Genomic DNA, 14,770 nt, shown 5'->3' with positions numbered 1-14,770 from the left:
GTTAAGTTACTTGTCATAAAAGCTTAAACCTTGTTTTTGTAGTACCAAAAATAAACGTAGGTCCAATTCTAACTGATGGTAATCAGGCTCCATATGACAACATAGCTGATAAAAAGCTTTGTTATGATCTTTTTCTTTAAAGTGCGCTAATTCATGAATAATCAACATTTTTAGGAGCGGCTCAGGGGCACATTTGAGTTGTTCGGCAATGGCAATTTCGTGTTTGGCTTTGAGTTTCCCTCCGTGTTGTTGGCGTTTAAAGGTATGTGTACCAAGTGCGTTTTGTACTAAGTCTTTTTGTTTTTTATAACCGACGCTTGACAATTTTGGTGCATTTTTTAAATATCGTTGTTTAAAACGATTAGTGTACTCAAATAGGTGTTTTTCAGACTTTAGCTGATGCGCAGTGGGGTACTTATTTTTAAAGTAATCCACGAGTTTGTTTGAGCTGATGAGTTGTGCTACTTGTTGCTGAATGTTGTCAGGGTAATGTTGAAAATAATCTAAAAAGTTCATAAAACGGCAGGTTGGCTAAAAGTCAGCGGTATTATATGCTATTGAATATTCAGAAAACGAGTAGTTTTAATTAATATGTATAACGCGAGTTGTTTATGTGGTGCCGTAACAATAGAAATACATGGCGCTATTACCGACATTATTCATTGTCATTGTTCTTTATGCCGAAAGTCTACAGGGAGTGCGTATGCTACCAATGGCTTCGTAGACACTGAACAGTTTAAAATTACGCAAGGCATTAATCACATAGCACATTTTGAGTTTAAAACTGGTAGGAAGCGCCATTTTTGTCGTCATTGTGCATCACCCCTATATAGTTCTAACGCAGAGAATACGAAGAAGGTGAGGCTGCGATTGGGGATTTTAGATTCACCAATAAGTGAGCGGCCCATATCTCACAACTTTGTGACATCTAAAGCTGATTGGGATGAGATTAATGCGGATTTACCTTTAAATGACAGGTTTGAAGCGACTAGAAGCATAAAATAGCCCACTTGCTGTGAGCTATTTTGGGGTAACATGATTAATGTTCAGTCTCTAATGTACAGCAATCTGATGCGCGTGAATTACCGCCTCGTTGAATGAGGTGTGCATTTGCTTGTCGTGTTTCATCAGTGCAGCAGATGTGATCAGCAGAAATACCGCCGGCCACCTTTTTCGTCGCAGCACTTGGGAGTAAATTAGTATCTTGAGATAGTGTTTTAATGTTCTTTTTTTGTAGTTTTAATAACATGTCTATTTCCTTGATGTTTTTTTATTCAAGAGCAGTTTATGCATGTTGCACCTAAAAAAGCAATGTTAAATCAGAATAAGTCATTTTGACTGGGTTCCAAGTTTGCGGGGAAGTCCCCTAATATCGCTGCAGGGTGTGCTAAATCGGCGATAAATTGTTTGGCCAACAATGGCGCATCAAAATTATCGGCAGTATGAAAAAACAAATAGGGGGTTTTACCCTCGTTTAACCAGCCTCTAATTTTATCTAACCAGGGGTGATAGAGCTTTCTATTTGCTGCTAAGTCGGAGCAGCCAACATATCGAATAATAGGGGCATTTGCAGTGGCTATAACATGGAGGGGGACTTTCGGCTTCTTTCTTTGTGCATCAATGATAGCTGCAGTATTGGGTGGTTCGCTAAAAAGTGGGCGAGTATCCATCATGATCCGGTTGTATTTTTGTGTCATTAAAAACTGATTAAATCGCATTTCACTCTCTCCCTTATCAAAAAACCCGAGATGGCGAACTTCAATGCCTAACGGCAGGTCGCTAGGTAATAAGCGAGTGAAGTTACTAATGGTGGCGAGAAAATCAGGGCTACAGCTTTTAGGTAGCTGCAGCATAATTTGGCCGATGTTTTGATACAAGGGCTCAAATAGTGTAAGCCACGCGAGTAACTCACTTTGACAATGCTGTAATGCCATATCGTGGGAAAAGCGTCGCGGTATTTTAAAGGTAAACTTAAAGTGCTCTGGTACGTTTTTTTGCCACTTGAGAACTGTCTCAGGGGTTGGATCTGCGTAAAAGCTAGTATTGCCTTCTACTGAGTTAAAAATGTGACTGTATTGCTCGAGCATCTGTTTTGGTTGACAGTCACGTGTGAAAAATCGACCTTTCCAATGTGCTGAACTCCACTGAGGGCACCCAATATAAAGCATAAAATACAAGATCCGTGAACGATAAAGTATATTAATTGTATCAAAACACATTAATCGATGGGAAATTTGCATACTTGTGTCGATCAAGGATGACTTTAAGGGGGAATTTTATATAATTGGCGGTAATTTTTTCAAATTAACCTTATTGGTTGCAGCACGATGCAGCCGACTAACAGGAATACTATGCGCTCGATATATTGTGGGAACTTAAATAAAAGCCATGTTGGCGAAGAAGTAGAACTATGTGGCTGGATAAACAAACGCCGTGATCTAGGTGGTTTAATCTTTATCGATTTACGAGATCGTGAAGGCCTAGTTCAAGTGGTGTTTGACCCAGAAATAGAAGGGTTAATGGACACTGCAAATACACTTCGTCAAGAATTTTGCGTGCAGGTAAAAGGTACTGTTCGAGCGCGCCCTGATAGCCAAGTAAATAAAGATATGGCAACAGGTGAAGTTGAAATACTTGGTACAGGTTTGAACATAATAAACCGCTCAGAACCATTACCACTAGATTTTAATCAACAAAACTCAGAAGAACGCCGTTTAAAGTACCGTTATTTAGACCTTCGTCGTTTGGAGATGAGCGACCGTATTAAGCTAAGAGCAAAAGCCAGTAGCTTTGTCCGTCGATTCTTAGATGGAAATGACTTCCTTGATATTGAAACGCCGGTATTAACGAAAGCAACACCTGAAGGTGCGCGTGACTATTTAGTACCAAGCCGTGTGCATAAAGGCAGCTTTTACGCGCTACCACAGTCACCACAACTGTTTAAACAGTTGCTGATGATGTCGGGTTTTGATCGTTATTATCAAATAGTAAAGTGTTTCCGTGATGAAGATTTGCGCGCAGATCGCCAGCCAGAGTTCACTCAAATCGATTTAGAAACTTCGTTCATGAGCTCAGATCAAGTGCGTGCTATGACAGAGCGTTTAGTGACTGAAATGTGGCAAGATCTCCTTAATGTGGACCTAGGTGCATTTCCTGTTATGGCCTACAGCGAAGCAATGCGTCGTTTTGGCTCTGATAAGCCTGATTTACGGAACCCGATGGAATTGGTAGATGTTGCTGATTTAGTCAAGGAGGTTGAATTTAAAGTCCTAGCGGCACCTGCTAACGACGAAAAAGGCCGTGTTGCAGTGTTAACAGTACCTGGTGGTGCCAAACTTTCTCGAAAGCAAATTGATGAATACACTAAATTTGTTGGTATTTACGGTGCGAAAGGTCTTGCTTGGATGAAAGTGAATGACCGTGATGCGGGCATTGAAGGGGTTCAATCACCGATTGCTAAATTTTTAAATGAAGAAGTGATCAACGCTTTACTTGAGCGTACTAACGCAAAAACTGGCGATATTATTTTATTTGGCGCAGATAAGCGTAATGTTGTTAATGAAGCAATGGGTGCATTGCGCCTAAAGGTAGGTCTAGATCTAGAACTCACTCATTTAGATAAGTGGGCGCCACTATGGGTGGTTGACTTCCCGATGTTTGAAGAAGACGATGAAGGCACATTACATGCGGTTCATCACCCATTTACTGCACCAAAAGATATTTCTGCTCAAGAATTAGAATCAGCGCCAGCTGGCGCTATTTCTGATGCCTATGACATGGTAATCAATGGGTATGAAGTGGGCGGTGGTTCGGTTCGTATTCATACTGCCGATATGCAAGAAGCAGCGTTTAGAATTTTAGGTATAGAAGAGCAAGAGCAACAGGATAAGTTCGGATTCTTACTAGATGCACTGAAGTACGGTACACCACCACATGCTGGCTTGGCATTTGGTTTAGACCGTTTAGTTATGCTGCTGTGCGGGACGGATAATATTCGTGATGTGATTGCGTTTCCTAAAACTACACAAGCATCTTGTCTATTAACAGATGCACCAAGCGTTGCAAATCCAGATTCGCTAAAAGAGTTGGCAATTGCAGTAGCAAAGGTTGAAAAAGAAGTAGTTCAATCTGACGGTGAGTAATCGTTATTAAGGAATACGAGTACCAAAAAAAGGCGACTAGATATAGTCGCCTTTTTTTTGAGGGTTGACGTATTTAACTGGTAATTCATACAGTATTTTGGCATGATGCAAAAAAACGATGTAGGATTATGCTTTGGCAACTATTTTGGGTATTGACCCCGGCTCTCGATTTACAGGTTATGGTGTAATAGTGCATCAGGGGAGTAAATTTCAGTATTTGGGTAGTGGTTGTATAAAAATAGGTGAGTTTGATTTTCCGACCCGTTTAAAAATGATTTATCAAGGTGTGACGCAGTTAATAGAGCAGTTTCAACCAGACAGTTTCTCTATTGAACAAGTGTTTATGGCACATAATCCAGATTCAGCCCTAAAACTCGGTCAAGCGCGTGGTGCCGCTATTGTGGCCGCAGCGATGCAAGATATAGCTGTGCATGAATACTCTGCTAGGCAAGTGAAACAAGCTGTAGTAGGTAACGGTGGGGCTAAAAAAGAACAAGTCCAAGAAATGGTAAAACGCATTTTAAAATTGCCAGGTACACCACAAGCTGATGCTGCAGATGCATTAGCAATTGCTATTTGTCATGCTCACTCAGAGCAAAGTTTAATTCGTTTGGCTGGTAGTGCAACAAAAACTGTGCGCCGAAGATTGAGGTAAAGTAAATGATTGGAAGACTTAGTGGGACTTTATTAGAAAAGCAGCCGCCTGAAATATTGCTTGATGTATCGGGTGTTGGTTATGAAGTACAAATGCCAATGACGTGTTTTTATGAGTTACCAAACTGCGGTGAATCGGCTGCAATTTACACACACTTTGTCGTCAGAGAAGATGCACAGTTATTGTTTGGGTTTAATCATAAAAAAGAACGAGCGTTATTTCGTGAATTAATTAAAGCCAACGGGGTTGGGCCCAAACTTGGCTTGGCGATTTTGTCAGGTATGTCTGCAGAGCAATTTATCCATTGTGTAAATAACGAAGATGCAACAACGCTTGTTAAGATCCCGGGTGTTGGTAAAAAGACAGCAGAACGTTTGGTGCTTGAAATGAAGGATAGACTTAAGAATTTTGGTCACGATTTACTAACCCCATTCAGTGATGGTGCGGTTATTGCTCCACAAGAAAACCCGACAGTTCAAGATACTCCGGCAGATGATGCCGTTGCTGCATTACTGGCTTTAGGTTATAAATTAGCACAAGCACAAAAAGCAGTGAAGGCCGTTTCAAAACCAGAAATGGGGACTGAAACACTGATAAAAGAAGCTCTTAAGTCAATGATGTGATAACCCATGATAGAAGCAGACCGATTAATTGAGCCTGAAGCTCAAGGCAATGAAGATAATGTGGATAGGGCAATTAGGCCCAAATTACTTGCCGATTATACGGGTCAAGACCATGTAAAAAAGCAAATGGCCATTTTTATTGAGGCCGCTCGCTCAAGAGAGGAAGCTTTAGATCATTTATTGATTTTCGGTCCTCCAGGTTTGGGCAAAACGACATTGGCAAACATTGTCGCAAACGAACTCGATGTCAATATTAAAGCGACATCTGGACCGGTACTTGAAAAAGCAGGAGATCTGGCTGCTTTATTGACGAACCTTGAAGAAGGTGATGTATTATTTATAGATGAAATACACAGATTAAGCCCGCAAGTGGAGGAAATACTGTATCCAGCCATGGAGGATTACCAATTAGATATTATGATTGGGGAAGGACCTGCGGCACGCTCTATTAAGTTAGAATTACCGCCTTTTACATTAATTGGTGCTACAACCAGAGCTGGTTCATTAACGTCTCCTCTACGAGATCGATTTGGTATAGTTCAGCGACTGGAGTTTTATTCAGTTCCTGATTTGTCTACTATTATTTCTCGCTCTGCATTTTACTTAGATTTAGGAATAAGCCCTGAAGGTGCCGATGAAGTCGCGCGTCGCTCCAGAGGGACGCCTCGTATTGCGAATCGCTTGTTACGACGTGTAAGAGATTATGCACAGGTTAAAGGTGATGGCAAAGTAAGTGCCGATATTGCGAATTTAGCCTTAGAGATGGTGGATGTTGATAAGCGTGGTTTTGATTATATGGACCGCAAGTATTTGATGTCCATAATTGAGAAATTTATGGGGGGCCCTGTTGGCTTAGATAATTTAGCGGCAGCCATTGGTGAAGAGCGTGAAACCATTGAAGATGTTATAGAACCATTTTTAATTCAGCAGGGTTTTATTCAACGTACGCCAAGAGGGCGTATTGCCTCCAATGCGGCATACTTACATTTTGATTTGGTTATACCTGATAGGTAAAGGTTTACGAGGCAAACTCTAAACAATGGAAAACTCAGCTATTTGCTGAGTTTTTTGGTTTTAGACATAGGTTAGTTACCTTTGGGCTTAATTTTTAATTTTCAGAGGTTTAAGTATGAATATAGGGGAGTTGAGCCAAAAAAACGGAATTTTGGACAAAAAAAAGCCCGCAAAAAATGCGGGCAAAACAACAAGTTGAAGGAAGTAATCCAGGGGTTGATAAGTTAACTCAGGTTTTATCCTTAGCGCGCTTATCACAGCAATACGACAAATCAGAATCCTATTGCTAGCAACTGTGCTTTTGCATATATAGATGCTGTGTGCTCAGTACAGGGTGTATATTAAAGAGGTTTTAGGAATACATCAAACTAGAAAAATTATTTTTTCACATTAGATTTTTTAATCCGATTGGTTTTTAAATTTTGTTTGGTGGTGAATGATTAATCAATAATTTAACTTAACGTATTGATAGGCATGTATTTTATTGTATTTGCTTTTTGTTTTGTGTATTAGTTTATTTGTTGTTAATTGGTCTTACCATTGTGTTTTTGGTGGTTTATTCTTATTAAGTGCATAAACTAAATGTTTTATGCAGCTAGCATTCATAAATACGCGTTTATTATTCACGGTACATTTTGATTAAATTAACTACCTGTAGTGTCTTTATGTAGTAAATGTTATTTTTCGGTTGGTTTATCGCCAATTAGCGTAATTTCATGGTAATGAGATTGTCAGCGTAACTATGTGTGGGTAAACTAACTGAACCTTTATAGTCGCTTACAGTCAATGTTGTAACGAATTGTACGGGTATCTATATCCGACACACCATTTCTTAGGAGTATAATAACGTGGAATCGGGACTAAATTTTGTTGATCTTATTTTAAAAGCCAGTGTGCTAGTTCAACTTGTGATGTTGGCACTTGTAGGCATGTCTATTGCGTCTTGGGCGATTATATTTCAGCGTAGGTCAATTATCTCAAACGCGATGATAGATGCGAAAAGGTTTGAACAAAAATTTTGGTCCGGGATGGACTTGAGCAAGCTTTATAATGAAGTGACGGCGAGAGTAGGGAACCCTGAGGGGTTAGAAGCGTTATTTGTATCTGGCTTTAAAGAGTTTGCAAGACATAAGAAAAACAGCACTCACTCGACTGGGCTTGTAATTGAAGGCACGCATCGCTCGATGCGGGTGGCGTTATCTCGTGAAGTGGAAAAGTTAGAATCAAGTTTGTCTTTTTTAGCCACAGTTGGCTCTATTAGCCCCTATGTTGGCTTATTTGGTACTGTGTGGGGGATCATGAATGCGTTTATTGCATTGGGTGAAGTAAAACAAGCCACTTTGCAAATGGTTGCGCCGGGTATTGCAGAAGCACTTATCGCAACTGCCATGGGTTTATTTGCGGCAATTCCTGCGGTTATGGCTTATAACAAGTTTGCAAAAAATGTTGAGAAGCTTGAGACTCAATACATTAACTTTATGGAAGAGTTTGCCAATATATTGCACCGTCAAGCTGCAAGCTCTGCTGAGGTAAAGCAACATGTATCAGCGTAAAAAGCGCCGCCCCGTCGCAGAGATTAACGTGGTGCCCTACATCGATGTGATGTTGGTCCTACTGATCATATTTATGGCTACGGCCCCCCTTATTACCCATGGTGTTAAGGTCGATTTGCCTCAAATGCAAGAGTCTGATTTAGTTGAAACAAAAGATGCGCCACCGATTATTGCATCGATTGATGCCGAAGGCAGGTACTTTGTAAGCGTGGGCACTGATCCAGAAGCGCCGATGGATGCGGTTGAAGTGGCGGCTGTTATTAAACTAAAACTACAACAAAACCCAGATACACCGGTCATGATTAAAGGTTCTGGGCATGTATCTTATCAAGAAGTGTTATTGTTGATGGATTTTCTTAAAAATGCAGGTGTGCCGTCGGTTGGTCTTATGACGAAATCTTTTGAGGAAAGCTAATGGGAGCATTGCAAAGCGGAATTATAAAATCAGTGTTACTGCATTTTGCTTTGGCGGGAATGCTTTTTGCGTCCGCCAACTTTCATACCCCAGAACCAACGGTAATGGAAGTGACTTTAAACCCTGAGCTGAGTGAGCCTAGGGAAGAGAAAGTCGTCTCAGCAATTTCTGTTGATCAAAGTGCTGTGGAAAAGAAAATTGCTGAGTTGAAAAAGCAAGAGCAGAACAAAAAGCGCGCTGAAGAAAAACGTATCAGAGATTTAGAGCGACGGGCAAGTCAAGCAAGAAAAGACAGAGAAGCAGAAGCTCGCAGAATTAAAAAGCTAGAACAGCAACGCAAAGCAAAAGTGGCGGAAAAGAAAAAAGCGGAAGCGCAAGCGAAGAAAGCCCGAGAAATTGAGAAAAAGCAACGTGCTCAAGCAGATAAAGCGCGTGCTGAAAAATTAGCGGCAGAGAAAGCGGCTAAAGCGGCATCAACCAAGCGTAAAGCTGAAGAAGATGCACTGAAAAAAGCAGAAGATGCCCGTAAACTTCGTGAAGCTCAAGAGAAAAGAAAAGCAGAAGCTGCAGAAAAAGCACGTCAAAAGGCATTGCAAGAGCAGTTAATGCAGGAACAACTAGCACAAGAGCAAGCTGCACGTAATAAATTACGAAAACAACAAGTATTATCAGAAGTTGATAAATATCGCGCACTCATAATGCAACGTATTCAAGCTAATTTACTGATAGACGAAAAAATGAAAGGCAAGCAGTGTCGAGTGAATATTCGACTAGGGTTTAACGGCCTAGTTACAGATACACGCTCACTTGGTGGCGATAAACTGGTTTGTGAAGCGGCACTGCGCGCGGTGCGTATGGCTGATACATTACCAGTTTCGAAAGAAAAAGATGTTTTCGAGCAGCTTAAGAACATTAATCTAACAATTAAACCCAATTTATAAAGGAAGTCTATGTTCAACCGGATAAAAGCATTATTAGTTATTGTTGCTTTTGGCATGCAAGGGCTGGCAAATGCCGCGCTTGAAATTGTGATAACCGAGGGCGTTGATAGTGCTCGGCCCATCGCTGTTGTGCCTTTTAAATATGAAGGTGTTGGTGAAAAACCGATGCGAGTGAGCGAAGTCATTGCAGCTGATTTAACACGCAGTGGTAAATTTAAGCCTCTGTCGTTTACTGAACTTCCTCAATTGCCAAGCACAGATGAAGAAGTGGACTATAGCGCTTGGGTAAATAAAGGGGTTGAAGCGGTTATTGTTGGCACTGTGACACAGCAACCCGGTGGGCGTTATTTGATCAAGTATGAATTAATTGATGTGATCCGGGCACAGATCACCGGCGGAGAGACACGCATGATGAGTAATGGTCAACTGATGAAAAGCCAAGATCATGTGCAAGAAGCACGACAAAGTGTGATATCCAGTGACGGTTTTAGGCAATATGCGCATCAAATCAGTGATGTTGTGTATGAGTCACTTACAGGGGAACGAGGTGCATTTCGGACGAAAATTGCCTACGTGATTGTGCGCGACGAGGCTGATAAGCCTTACCAGTTAGTTGTTGCGGATTATGATGGGTTTAACGAGCAGGTGTTATTACGTTCTAAAGAGCCTTTGATGTCGCCGTCATGGTCACCTGATGCCAATAAATTAGCATATGTTACGTTTGAAAATCGCCAATCACAAATCTATGTGCAAGATATTTATACTGGTAAGCGAGATCTCATCACGAGTTACCCTGGTATTAATGGTGCGCCACAGTTTTCTCCTGATGGAAAGCAATTATTAATTGTACTATCTAAAGATGAGGGAGGGGCCACAGAGGTTTATCAATATAACTTGCAAACACGCACAGAACGCCGTTTGACGCGTCATCGTAGTATAGATACTGAGCCAAGTTGGCACCCAAATGGCAAAGATATTGTGTATACGTCTGAAAGGGGTGGTAATGCCCAGATTTATAAGTTAAATTTACAAACTGGTAGGTCAAAGCGTATTACCTTTGACGGCGATATGAATTTAGCCGGTTCGGTTACCCCTGATGGGAAGCATCTGGTCATGGTAAATCGAACAATTGGTAAATATCATATTGCTAAAAAAGAATTGAGATCTGGACTGTTTCAAGTATTAACGCGAACCCGTTTAGACGAATCTCCGAGCATAGCGCCAAATGGCTCGATGATTATTTATAGTACGCTGCATAACAATAAGCAGGTATTGGCTTTGGTGTCTATGGATGGGCGGTTTAAAGCGCGACTTCCGGTTTCTGATGGGCAAGTGAAAGCTCCTGCCTGGTCGCCATTTTTACAGTAATTTTGCTGGTTAGAATTTAAGATATAGGAATATACTCGATGCAACTTAACAAAACATTAAAAGCTTTATTAGTGGCTTTGCCAGTAATGACGCTGGCCGCGTGTAGCTCATCTTCAAGTGTAGACGAAAGTGCTGCAAATGAAAGCAACCAAGCAGCAACACAAGAAAATAATAACGTTGACGTGAATACTATTTCACGCGTTAAATCAGCAGAAGAAAAGCTTCGTGAAAAATATGAAGCGCTTCGTCAAGAGCAGATCATCTACTTTGATTTTGATAAATCAACAGTGCAGGGTGCGTATGCTGAGCTTTTACAAGCACATGCTGATTTCTTGGTTAAAAACCCAAGTGTAAAAGTATTGGTTGAAGGTCATGCTGATGAGCGTGGTACGCCAGAGTACAATATTGCGCTTGGTGAAAGCCGTGGCAAAGCGGTTGCTAAATACCTACAAAGCTTAGGTGTGTCTGACAGCCAAATTTCAGTTGTGAGTTATGGTGAAGAAAAACCAATGGTTAAATCTCGCACTGAAGAAGCTTTTGCTAAAAACCGTCGTGCGGTTTTAGTTTACTAATTTGATAAGAGATATTATGAAGCCAAATCATATTTTGGCAGCCATAATGATTCTGAGCGGGAGCACCCAAATTTTGGCTGCTCCCGCTCCTGTTTCTACGGCTGCAAATACGCAATCTTCGATTGAGCAACGTATCGCACAATTAGAAAGCATGATGAAGACTCGAAACCTGCTACAAGTTGAACTACAGCAGCAGTTAGGGCAGCTACAAGATGAAGTAAGCCAAGTTCGTGGCGTAACGGAAGAACAAAGTTATAAGCTTGAGAAAGTATTACAGCGCCAACGAGAGCTATACCAAGAAATTGAAAACCGTGTTTCAAAGGTGTATGAACAAGCAAGCACGGTGGCGGTGACTGAAGAGGTTGTAGACACATCTCAAGCCATTAGTAATGACTTGTCTGAAAATGAAGCGTACGACAAAGCGGTTGCGCTTATTATGAAAGATAAGCGTTATGATGCAGCGATCCCTGAATTTCAGTCATTTTTGACGAACTTTCCCACATCGGTATATATACCTAATGCGCACTATTGGCTAGGGCAGCTATTATCTATTAAGAATGATGATGCGAATGCCATAGTGCACTTTAAAACGGTGGTTGATAATTTTTCAGAATCGAATAAGCGACCTGAAGCGATGCTTAAGCTGGGCACCTTGTATGAAAAGCAAGGAAAGGCAGAATTGGCGAAAACGGTATTAACTACTTTATTGAATGAATACCCAAGTACCACTGCTGCAAAAATGGCCACAGAGCGTTTGTCGAAGATCTAAAAGCTCGATTTTTTGCCACTATGGTTTAAAATTAGGCGCTTAGGCATAAAAACTGAAAAAAACTACGTATTTAAGTTGCACTCATTTTTTAAATAAGTATTATAAGCGCCCGCAGCAGGCGATTGGTTCAAACCAAACTGCTGCAACTAAGTGGGTCATTAGCTCAGTTGGTAGAGCAGTGGACTTTTAATCCATTGGTCGATGGTTCAAGTCCATCATGACCCACCACTTAGTTTGCAAAATAGTCAGTAGTATAAGAGCGGGTCATTAGCTCAGTTGGTAGAGCAGTGGACTTTTAATCCATTGGTCGATGGTTCAAGTCCATCATGACCCACCATTTTGCAAGTTAACTTAAGTGATATTCAGAGCGGGTCATTAGCTCAGTTGGTAGAGCAGTGGACTTTTAATCCATTGGTCGATGGTTCAAGTCCATCATGACCCACCATTCTTTGAAGATATTGATTTCCCGAGCGGGTCATTAGCTCAGTTGGTAGAGCAGTGGACTTTTAATCCATTGGTCGATGGTTCAAGTCCATCATGACCCACCATTCAATATTAACAAAACTGATATCCAGAGCGGGTCATTAGCTCAGTTGGTAGAGCAGTGGACTTTTAATCCATTGGTCGATGGTTCAAGTCCATCATGACCCACCATTTAAGTTAGCAGTACTGATAGTTCGAGCGGGTCATTAGCTCAGTTGGTAGAGCAGTGGACTTTTAATCCATTGGTCGATGGTTCAAGTCCATCATGACCCACCATTTTGCAGTTAAGTAGTTTGATATCAGAGCGGGTCATTAGCTCAGTTGGTAGAGCAGTGGACTTTTAATCCATTGGTCGATGGTTCAAGTCCATCATGACCCACCATTCACTATGTTAACAATCCTGATATCTAGAGCGGGTCATTAGCTCAGTTGGTAGAGCAGTGGACTTTTAATCCATTGGTCGATGGTTCAAGTCCATCATGACCCACCATTTTATGTTAACATTCCTGATTTCCAGAGCGGGTCATTAGCTCAGTTGGTAGAGCAGTGGACTTTTAATCCATTGGTCGATGGTTCAAGTCCATCATGACCCACCATTTTATGTTAACATTCCTGATTTCCAGAGCGGGTCATTAGCTCAGTTGGTAGAGCAGTGGACTTTTAATCCATTGGTCGATGGTTCAAGTCCATCATGACCCACCATTTCTAAAAAATTTCATATATTCTTAATTTTTCTATACCAAAAGCGTCATTGACTATGATTGTTGCGTCTATTTACGTATAATTCGCGCTAATTATGCAATGTGGACTATAGTGGTCGAAAAATGAGTCTAGCTGAACAAATCATGCCTGAGGATTATATCTTTCCTCCAAAACCTGCGCCTTTAACTACTCAAGAACAAGATGAGTATAAAGCGAGGATCAAAACCTTACTAAAAGAAAAGAATGCGGTACTCGTAGCGCACTATTATACCGATCCTGAAATTCAAGCCTTGGCTGAAGAAACCGGTGGGTGTGTTGCTGATTCTTTGGAGATGGCCCGTTTTGGTGCAAAACATGACGCTGATGTGATTGTGGTTGCCGGTGTACGTTTCATGGGTGAAACAGCTAAAATTTTGACCCCTAACAAAACGGTGGTGATGCCGACGTTAGCAGCAACGTGCTCGTTAGACGTTGGTTGTCCAATAGATGAGTTTTCGGCATTTTGTGATCAACACCCAGATCGTAAAGTGGTGGTGTATGCAAATACCTCTACAGCGGTAAAAGCGCGTGCTGACTGGATTGTAACATCCTCATGTGCTTTAGAAATTGTTGAGCACTTAGATGAGCAAGGCGAGAAGATCATATGGGGCCCTGATAAGCACCTCGGCGCTTATATCCAGAAGAATACCGGTGCAGACATGATCATGTGGAATGGTGCCTGTATCGTTCATGATGAGTTTAAAACAAAAGCACTCAAAGACATGAAAGCGTTACAGCCTGAAGCCGCCGTGTTAGTGCACCCTGAATCGCCGGCAGAAATTGTTGACTTAGCTGATGCAGTAGGCTCTACAAGCCAGTTGATCAAAGCCGCGCAAACAATGGACAACAAACAGTTTATTGTTGCGACGGACCGCGGTATTTTTTACAAAATGCAGCAGCTTTGCCCAGATAAAGAGTTTTTCGCGGCACCAACCGCGGGTGAAGGTGCAACATGTAAAAGTTGTGCCCATTGCCCGTGGATGGCAATGAATGGCTTAAAGGCGATTGAAGAGTCATTGGTCAGCCCTGAAGGCAAAGAAGTGTTCGTTGATATGTCATTGCGTGAAGGCGCATTACGGTCATTAGATCGTATGTTAGACTTTTCAGCGTCATTAAAGCGTTAAACTGACTGTAAGTTGAGCAGTTAGTTCAGCTAAAGCAAAAAGCGCTTGCTAAAGTGCGTGGCTTTTCATAGTATTAGCCCCGCACTTAGGTGTATCGGAGAGGTGGCTGAGTGGCTGAAGGCGCACGACTGGAACTCGTGTATAGGCTAACCCCTATCGAGGGTTCGAATCCCTCCCTCTCCGCCATGTTTTATAGAAAAGCGCTGTATAGCGCTTTTTTGCATTTTAAGGCCTACTCCAGCATTTTTAAGAAACTTTCACCTACCTAGCAGGCTTTAATTCATCCAATTCGCCAGCTTATCATGTATTTATTTTGGCAGTTTACAGACCGTATTTAGTTAAATTTCATCGGGTAAATTTATAAAAAGTA

At 41.4% G+C, this 14,770-nt stretch carries 15 protein-coding genes and 11 tRNA genes; 23 read left to right on the top strand and 3 right to left on the bottom strand.

Annotation, left to right across the window (positions count from 1 at the left end; genetic code table 11):
* Positions 1-6: 6 nt before the first annotated feature.
* A complete protein-coding gene (locus PAUR_RS11435; protein ID WP_192507870.1) occupies positions 7-516 on the bottom strand; it encodes a M48 metallopeptidase family protein in 510 nt (169 codons plus the stop codon).
* Between the two features lie 75 nt (positions 517-591).
* On the opposite strand from PAUR_RS11435, the gene PAUR_RS11430 reads away from it, so the two are divergent.
* A complete protein-coding gene (locus tag PAUR_RS11430; protein WP_192507869.1) occupies positions 592-1,005 on the top strand; it encodes a GFA family protein in 414 nt (137 codons plus the stop codon).
* 34 nt (positions 1,006-1,039) lie between these two features.
* Here the strand turns inward: PAUR_RS11430 and PAUR_RS11425 are convergent, their stop codons facing one another.
* Positions 1,040-1,249, bottom strand: coding sequence for a hypothetical protein (locus tag PAUR_RS11425; protein ID WP_192507868.1), 210 nt, complete (start codon positions 1,247-1,249; stop codon positions 1,040-1,042).
* 70 nt (positions 1,250-1,319) lie between these two features.
* Positions 1,320-2,168, bottom strand: a complete 849-nt coding sequence (locus PAUR_RS11420; RefSeq protein ID WP_192508564.1) for a DUF72 domain-containing protein — start codon at positions 2,166-2,168, stop codon at positions 1,320-1,322.
* 183 nt (positions 2,169-2,351) lie between these two features.
* Here PAUR_RS11420 and aspS point away from each other — a divergent pair, with 183 nt between their 5' ends.
* The 22 genes from aspS to PAUR_RS11310 all read left to right on the top strand — a co-directional run bounded on the left by aspS (position 2,352) and on the right by PAUR_RS11310 (position 14,586).
* Positions 2,352-4,142, top strand: coding sequence for an aspartate--tRNA ligase (aspS, locus tag PAUR_RS11415; protein ID WP_192507867.1), 1,791 nt, complete (start codon positions 2,352-2,354; stop codon positions 4,140-4,142).
* Between the two features lie 133 nt (positions 4,143-4,275).
* Positions 4,276-4,797 (top strand): crossover junction endodeoxyribonuclease RuvC, encoded by a 522-nt coding sequence (ruvC, locus tag PAUR_RS11410; RefSeq protein WP_192507866.1) that lies wholly within the window; start codon positions 4,276-4,278, stop codon positions 4,795-4,797.
* Between the two features lie 5 nt (positions 4,798-4,802).
* Complete coding sequence (ruvA, locus tag PAUR_RS11405; RefSeq protein WP_192507865.1) at positions 4,803-5,420, top strand: Holliday junction branch migration protein RuvA; 618 nt, start codon at positions 4,803-4,805, stop codon at positions 5,418-5,420.
* A gap of 6 nt (positions 5,421-5,426) precedes the next feature.
* Positions 5,427-6,434, top strand: coding sequence for a Holliday junction branch migration DNA helicase RuvB (gene ruvB, locus PAUR_RS11400; protein WP_192507864.1), 1,008 nt, complete (start codon positions 5,427-5,429; stop codon positions 6,432-6,434).
* An 848-nt stretch (positions 6,435-7,282) separates the two neighbouring features.
* On the top strand, positions 7,283-7,987 hold the full coding sequence (tolQ, locus tag PAUR_RS11395) for a protein TolQ (protein ID WP_192507863.1): 705 nt from the start codon (positions 7,283-7,285) through the stop codon (positions 7,985-7,987).
* A complete protein-coding gene (gene tolR / locus PAUR_RS11390; protein ID WP_192507862.1) occupies positions 7,974-8,402 on the top strand; it encodes a protein TolR in 429 nt (142 codons plus the stop codon). Before tolQ ends, tolR begins: the two co-directional genes overlap by 14 nt.
* Complete coding sequence (gene tolA, locus PAUR_RS11385; protein ID WP_404821684.1) at positions 8,402-9,343, top strand: cell envelope integrity protein TolA; 942 nt, start codon at positions 8,402-8,404, stop codon at positions 9,341-9,343. Before tolR ends, tolA begins: the two co-directional genes overlap by 1 nt.
* Positions 9,344-9,352: 9 nt before the next feature.
* Positions 9,353-10,711 (top strand): Tol-Pal system beta propeller repeat protein TolB, encoded by a 1,359-nt coding sequence (gene tolB, locus PAUR_RS11380; protein WP_192507861.1) that lies wholly within the window; start codon positions 9,353-9,355, stop codon positions 10,709-10,711.
* 38 nt (positions 10,712-10,749) lie between these two features.
* Positions 10,750-11,283, top strand: a complete 534-nt coding sequence (pal, locus tag PAUR_RS11375; protein ID WP_192507860.1) for a peptidoglycan-associated lipoprotein Pal — start codon at positions 10,750-10,752, stop codon at positions 11,281-11,283.
* 16 nt (positions 11,284-11,299) lie between these two features.
* Entirely contained in the window at positions 11,300-12,052 is a 753-nt protein-coding gene (gene ybgF, locus PAUR_RS11370) for a tol-pal system protein YbgF (protein ID WP_192507859.1), read from the top strand.
* Positions 12,053-12,204: 152 nt separating this feature from the next.
* Positions 12,205-12,280 (top strand) — tRNA-Lys (locus tag PAUR_RS11365).
* Positions 12,281-12,313: 33 nt separating this feature from the next.
* A tRNA-Lys gene (locus PAUR_RS11360) sits at positions 12,314-12,389 on the top strand.
* A gap of 32 nt (positions 12,390-12,421) precedes the next feature.
* Positions 12,422-12,497, top strand: a tRNA-Lys gene (locus PAUR_RS11355).
* Between the two features lie 27 nt (positions 12,498-12,524).
* Positions 12,525-12,600, top strand: a tRNA-Lys gene (locus PAUR_RS11350).
* A gap of 30 nt (positions 12,601-12,630) precedes the next feature.
* Positions 12,631-12,706, top strand: a tRNA-Lys gene (locus tag PAUR_RS11345).
* 29 nt (positions 12,707-12,735) lie between these two features.
* A tRNA-Lys gene (locus PAUR_RS11340) sits at positions 12,736-12,811 on the top strand.
* Between the two features lie 30 nt (positions 12,812-12,841).
* Positions 12,842-12,917: transfer RNA gene (locus PAUR_RS11335), tRNA-Lys, on the top strand.
* Between the two features lie 32 nt (positions 12,918-12,949).
* Positions 12,950-13,025 (top strand) — tRNA-Lys (locus tag PAUR_RS11330).
* 30 nt (positions 13,026-13,055) lie between these two features.
* Positions 13,056-13,131 (top strand) — tRNA-Lys (locus tag PAUR_RS11325).
* Positions 13,132-13,161: 30 nt separating this feature from the next.
* Positions 13,162-13,237: transfer RNA gene (locus PAUR_RS11320), tRNA-Lys, on the top strand.
* 122 nt (positions 13,238-13,359) lie between these two features.
* Positions 13,360-14,400, top strand: a complete 1,041-nt coding sequence (gene nadA / locus PAUR_RS11315) for a quinolinate synthase NadA (RefSeq protein ID WP_192507858.1) — start codon at positions 13,360-13,362, stop codon at positions 14,398-14,400.
* 96 nt (positions 14,401-14,496) lie between these two features.
* Positions 14,497-14,586, top strand: a tRNA-Ser gene (locus PAUR_RS11310).
* Positions 14,587-14,770: the final 184 nt, after the last annotated feature.

This window comes from Pseudoalteromonas aurantia 208, assembly GCF_014858725.1.
Lineage (GTDB): Bacteria > Pseudomonadota > Gammaproteobacteria > Enterobacterales > Alteromonadaceae > Pseudoalteromonas > Pseudoalteromonas aurantia.
This window is presented reverse-complemented; position numbering and strand designations above follow the sequence as displayed.